The sequence below is a fragment of the Streptomyces sp. NPDC057654 genome (genome assembly GCF_042800135.1).
Classification (GTDB): Bacteria; Actinomycetota; Actinomycetes; order Streptomycetales; family Streptomycetaceae; genus Streptomyces.
This window is the reverse complement of the sequence record NZ_JBHVHQ010000646.1, coordinates 1-4,963: the sequence shown is the minus strand read 5'-3', so window position 1 is coordinate 4,963 and position 4,963 is coordinate 1. Positions and strand designations below refer to the sequence as shown.

Sequence of the window (4,963 nt, the reverse complement as noted above, 5' to 3'; positions counted from 1 at the left end):
GCCCAGGGGACGGCCCGCCTCCCGTACCCCGACGACGCCCACAAGGTCGTCAACTGCGCCAACGGCGCCGCGAGCGTCGCCGCCTGTCCGAACGACCTCGTCTGGAACCCCAGGCTCCAGGCGTGCGGCGCCCTCGGAGCCGTCCAGCCGTACGAGACGCGCACGGCGGCCGGCACCGCCCGCCTCAACCTCGTACCGCTCCAGGTCATGGGCCTCAACGCCCGCCTGACATGGCAGGACGGCCGCCCGCTCGGCGGCGCCACCATCACCTTCACCACGACCCGCGGCAGCACCCTGTGCACCGCCCACACCGACGGCAACGGCTACGCCACCTGCAACTCGGCCCCCGGCGTGACCATCCCGGTGAACACCCTCCTCAACGGCTTCGAAGCCACATACAAGGGCATCCCCACCCTCAGCCCGTCCCAGGCCCACGGCACCGTAACCCTCTAAAACCCCTACGGCACCCCGCACCACAGGAGTGGCCTTGTCCGCCCGCCGGCCCCGGACGCCCGGACGGACAAGGCCGCCATGCACGACCCCGACAAGAACCGAGCGCCGCGCGGGAATGCCGCAATGACTACCTACTAGTCGCGGTGCCTCTTGACCTGCGAGTTGGTGACCAGCCAGAGGACACCGAGGATGAACACTCCGGCCACCCAAATGGCGATGATCAGACCGGCGCCGAACGCGGTACCCACGTCATTGCCCATCTCACACGCTTCCCGCAGTTCGCCGACCTCCGCCTCGCAGTTCTTTCCCTCGTCGCTGGCCGCGTTCACGCCCAAGATCAGCCACAGAAGCATCAGCACGTTGAACGCGATGATGACCCAGGTGAAGATCCTCCAGTGCGGCCGCCATGAGCGGTGGGGCTTCTTGCCGGATGGAGGCGACGGCGGAACGGGGGCAGACCAGCCCTGTACCGGATGAGTGGACATATCGCACCTCCCGACGAGTTGAGCGAATATGCCAATCAAAAAGAGTACTCGCATATGACATCTTTGTATACGTTTATCACCCATTCCAGACAAAAAACTTTCCCGCCACCACACGCCGTCCCCACCCGCGCCCGGCCGGCAGTCGGGCGCAGCTCAGCATCCGGCGCCGGAACCAGGCCACCCACACCAGCGTCGATCAGATCATCTGCAAGATCGCGAACGCTGACGGAAGGCCGAGCATGACCGGAACGACGACCCGCTACCTCTACCTCGCGCGGCACGGCGAGGCCACGCCGGACGAGAGCGCGCTGACGGACAGGGGCGCCCGGCAGTCCGTACTGCTCGGCGAGCGGCTCCGCGACAGCCCGCTCGCGGCGGTCGTCCATCACGGTCCGCTGCCCAGGGCGGAGCAGACCGCACGGCTGATCTGCGACCAACTCGACGGCGTGCGTCCGCAGCCGTCGGAACTGGCCGGGGACTACCCCCCGTACCTGCCCCGAAGGGAAGAACTCCCGCCGGATTCAGCCGACGCCTACCTCGCCCACCTGGCCCAGATCCCGGCAGCGGAGCGCGAGCGGGGCCCGGATCTGGCCGAGGCGGCTCTCGTACGGTTCGCCGGCCCCGTGGACGGCGACGAGCCGCGCCACGAACTCGTCGTCACCCACGCCTTCCTCATCGGCTGGTTCGTACGAGCCGCCCTCGACGCCCCGAAGTGGCGCTGGATGGGCCTCAATCACGCCAACGCCGCGCTGACGATCATCCGCTACGCACCCAGGCGACCGGCTTCCGTCCTCTTCTTCAACGACACGGGCCATCTCCCCACGGAACTCCGCCGCCCGGGTCTCCCACCGGACCTCCGCGTCTAGGAGCACCGCTCGCATACCCCGTTCACAGACTCGCAAGAAGATCATCGAGCGGAGCCGGCGTCTCCCCACGGCCAAGAGCCTCCACGAGCCGCCGGCCGTAGCGGATCTTGCGTCCCTTCTTCGTTCCGAGGAAGCGCCGGAGCTGCTGATGGCGCGACCGGTCGTGCTGTGCGGGCTGCCGCTGAAAGGTCTGCCAGGCACGCGCGTCGCCCTCGCCCCGGATGATCTCCTCGACCCTCACCGGGCCCAGCGCGCGGACGAGTTCGTCCTCCAGGTCCGCCACGCACACGAAGAAGCCCTGGCGCGGCGCCCCGGCCCGTTCCAGAGCCCGATCGTAGAAGCGCCGCTCGCCCTCGTCGCACAGCCCGGCCAGCCGCAGGCCGAGTCCAGGGGGCCCGAGAAGCCCGGTGTAGCGGCCGACGCTCATCGCCCCGCCCATCGACATCACGCACACCCCCTCGGCGGCCAAATCCCGCCCGCGCCAAGCGGCCAGCGTCTCAACAGCGGCGAGGTCACTCGGCCCCTCCAGCAACACCGCCGTCCGCAGCCCCAACCGCCCGACCAGTTCCCCCGCCACGTTCCCAGAACCACCCGCCGCCCAGCACCCGACCGCGTCCCGAAACCCCCGCATGTCCGCCATAAAGCGAGTCTGCACCGCCACCGCCCCACCCGACACGCAATATCCGCTGCCCCAGCGCCGCCGGACCCGACCCACGTCAGGTGGGGCCCGCGGCGCAGAACTCCTGCTCGGGCCCGAGCCCTCCGACCGCACCGACAACGCCTGATCCCCATCCCGATCCACCGGTGCTGCCTCACGGGTCAAGCTCCGCATCCCCTCGTTCCAGGCTCGGCCCCACAGAAATGGATCACCACATGGGACCTACCGCCTTCAGTCACACGCCCCTCAAGCTCACCATCCACACCTTCGCCCAGTCGCTCCGCACGGCCCTCGGCTCGCTCCGCACGGCCCTCGGCGCGGTCCTCGGCTCGAACGCCACATCCTGCTGGCTGCTGGCTGCTCCGCGGGAAGGCGCGCTGTCGGCCGCAGGCCTTGCCGCCGTCCTCGCGGGACTGACCGCCGTTGCCACGAGCGGCGGCAGCACGAAGGGGCCGGGGCGTCGGAGACCGTCGCAAGGCCGCATAGATGTCGTCGCCCTGTTCCAGCGGTAGCCCTGGGCCAGGTCGTAGGGGCGCGGCCGGCGGTCTGCTCGCGCAGAGGGCGGCCTCGTCGCCTGCGCCAAGCTTTGGGCAGTGGGCGGTCTCTCTCACAAGCGCGCAAGCGTTCAACCCGTTCACGCCTCGCCACGTCCTACCCCACTCCTCCGAGCTTGCCCATGTGCTCCTCTGGATGAATTCCCGCCGGACAAAGAACGCCTCGGCGGACGGCCTGACATTCGCCGAAAGCGCCAGGCGGATCGACGCTCCAGTCGTTCCTGCCGTGAGGAGATCCCCATGGTTTCGTTCTTCGACGGGTTTGAACTCCCGCCGTTCTTCTCCCCGTACGGGGAGACCCAGCATCCCGACTACCCCGAACTGGAACGCCGCTGCATCCAGTGGTGCGACGATTCCGACCTCTACCCGAACCCCGTCGCACGTGCGTGGGGCATTACCGGAACCCGGCCCTCGCTGCTGCACGCCTGGGTATGCCACCAGGCCGACCCCGAACGCCTTCTCCCCGTACTGCTCTGGGGCTACTGGGTTTTCGCAGTGGACGACGCCCACGAAGCCGAAGACGTCGGCACTACCTGCGCCCGCCCCGGTCCCCGGGATGGGCTGAGCGGCATGATCGATCTGGCCGCCCGCGTCCTATGCGGGTCGGCGGGGAGCGAATGCATCGTCGGCGGCTCCAGCCGCTACGCCCATCTGATCGCCGATATCACCGATCAGATGCGGGCCTGCGGCGCGACCCACACCCAGATACATCGGATCGTGCAGGACCTGCAACGGTGGATGGTGGGCGAACTATGGACGGCCACCAACAACACCGAGCCCAGGAGCATCCCGACCATCGAGGCATTCACCCTTCAGCGCCTGGCCAGCGTCGGTAGCTATCCCGCCTACTCCCTGGCCTCCTACGCCAATGACTGCCACATCTCCGACACCGAACTCCACGAACCCGCCGTCCAAGCCGCCACCAACGCCGGAGCCTTCGTCACAGCCTGGGACAACGACCTCATCTCCTACCCCAAGGAGGAGTTTCACGACGAGGCCAACACCAACATCGTCACCGTGATGGCCGGCAAGCTCGGCTGCTCGCCGCAGGACGCGGTATCCGAAGTCGTCGCGATCCGTGATCGAGTCATGTCTCTCTTTCTCGCCTTACGCGACCAGATCACCCCCACCGCCAGCCACGACCTCATCCGCCACCTGGACTGCATCGGCCAGTTCACCCGGGCCAACCTCGACTGGTCCGCCAGCGTCCCTCGCTACTCGGTCATCAACGACCACAAAACCCCACCCCCTGCCACGGCCCCCGAAGTTCCCCTCGAATGGACGGCCAGGCCCTCCGACACCAGCATGCAACCGGTCGACATCCCACCCATTGCCTGGTGGTGGGACACGGTGAAGTGACCAGCCCTGCAAGACAATTTCAGCGGTTGGTTCTTCAGCCAGCACAGCCTCAAGGCATGCAAGCATCGCCCAGCACAGAAGGCCAGATCCGGAACGCCAGAACACCGGGGTTGATCGTCCGGAGTTCGCAACCCGCTCCACCCGACCGACTGGGTATCCGAAATTGCTTTGCCTTCTCGCTGACCGTCGGTCAGGGTTGGGCCATCGCTTCACGCATCTCCCGGTGCGCAGGTGATCGTTACTTCCACTGTTAATGGAGTGGTCCCAGGTTCGAACCCTGGTCGCGGCCGTAAGGCTGCGGTAGCTCAGCGGTAGAGCGCTTTCGTCACGATCGCCGACCTTGATCTCGGGAGACCACAACTTCATACGTTTGCACCTCCCGGTGCGCAGGCCGCGGCTACTTCTTGTAGTGAATCCGCCGCGGCCGTCCTTGATCTCGGGAGGCAACAGCACCAGGGGTGCCCGGTGCGCAGGTGATCGTTACTTCTCCTCTCAAGAGAGCAACGCGGGTTCGAATCCCGTCGCCGACCGCGAGGTTGGTGTCGTCCAGCGGCCCAGGACGCTTACGTCACGGTCCCCGACTCCGAT

General features: G+C 67.5%; 6 protein-coding genes. 4 read left to right on the top strand and 2 right to left on the bottom strand.

The genetic code is table 11. From position 1 onward, the window contains the following. On the top strand, nt 1–453 hold a 453-nt coding region (locus ACFU99_RS32730), incomplete at its 5' end, for a chitin binding peritrophin-A domain-containing protein (RefSeq protein ID WP_384398947.1). 134 nt (nt 454–587) lie between these two features. Here ACFU99_RS32730 and ACFU99_RS32725 read toward each other — a convergent pair. Beyond that, nucleotides 588–938 (bottom strand): hypothetical protein, encoded by a 351-nt coding sequence (locus ACFU99_RS32725; protein ID WP_384398945.1) that lies wholly within the window; start codon nt 936–938, stop codon nt 588–590. 239 nt (nt 939–1,177) lie between these two features. On the opposite strand from ACFU99_RS32725, the gene ACFU99_RS32720 reads away from it, so the two are divergent. Next, the gene (locus ACFU99_RS32720; RefSeq protein ID WP_384398943.1) at nt 1,178–1,804 is read left to right on the top strand and encodes a histidine phosphatase family protein; all 627 of its coding nucleotides are present in this window, start codon (nt 1,178–1,180) and stop codon (nt 1,802–1,804) included. A 22-nt stretch (nt 1,805–1,826) separates the two neighbouring features. Here ACFU99_RS32720 and ACFU99_RS32715 read toward each other — a convergent pair whose 3' ends face one another. After that, entirely contained in the window at nt 1,827–2,444 is a 618-nt protein-coding gene (locus tag ACFU99_RS32715; protein ID WP_384398941.1) for a TOPRIM nucleotidyl transferase/hydrolase domain-containing protein, read from the bottom strand. 233 nt (nt 2,445–2,677) lie between these two features. On the opposite strand from ACFU99_RS32715, the gene ACFU99_RS32710 reads away from it, so the two are divergent. Continuing rightward, nucleotides 2,678–2,974, top strand: a complete 297-nt coding sequence (locus tag ACFU99_RS32710) for a hypothetical protein (RefSeq protein ID WP_384398939.1) — start codon at nt 2,678–2,680, stop codon at nt 2,972–2,974. Between the two features lie 282 nt (nt 2,975–3,256). Next, nucleotides 3,257–4,375, top strand: coding sequence for a hypothetical protein (locus ACFU99_RS32705; protein ID WP_384398937.1), 1,119 nt, complete (start codon nt 3,257–3,259; stop codon nt 4,373–4,375). Nucleotides 4,376–4,963 lie beyond the last annotated feature (588 nt).

Excerpts from the sequence above, each read along its gene's own strand:
- ACFU99_RS32710 (WP_384398939.1), top strand. The coding sequence starts at position 2,678 with ATGGGACCTACCGCCTTCAGTCACACGCCCCTCAAGCTCACCATCCAC.
- ACFU99_RS32720 (WP_384398943.1), top strand. The coding sequence starts at position 1,178 with ATGACCGGAACGACGACCCGCTACCTCTACCTCGCGCGGCACGGCGAG.
- ACFU99_RS32725 (WP_384398945.1), bottom strand. The coding sequence starts at position 938 with ATGTCCACTCATCCGGTACAGGGCTGGTCTGCCCCCGTTCCGCCGTCG.
- ACFU99_RS32705 (WP_384398937.1), top strand. The coding sequence starts at position 3,257 with ATGGTTTCGTTCTTCGACGGGTTTGAACTCCCGCCGTTCTTCTCCCCG.
- ACFU99_RS32715 (WP_384398941.1), bottom strand. The coding sequence starts at position 2,444 with ATGGCGGACATGCGGGGGTTTCGGGACGCGGTCGGGTGCTGGGCGGCG.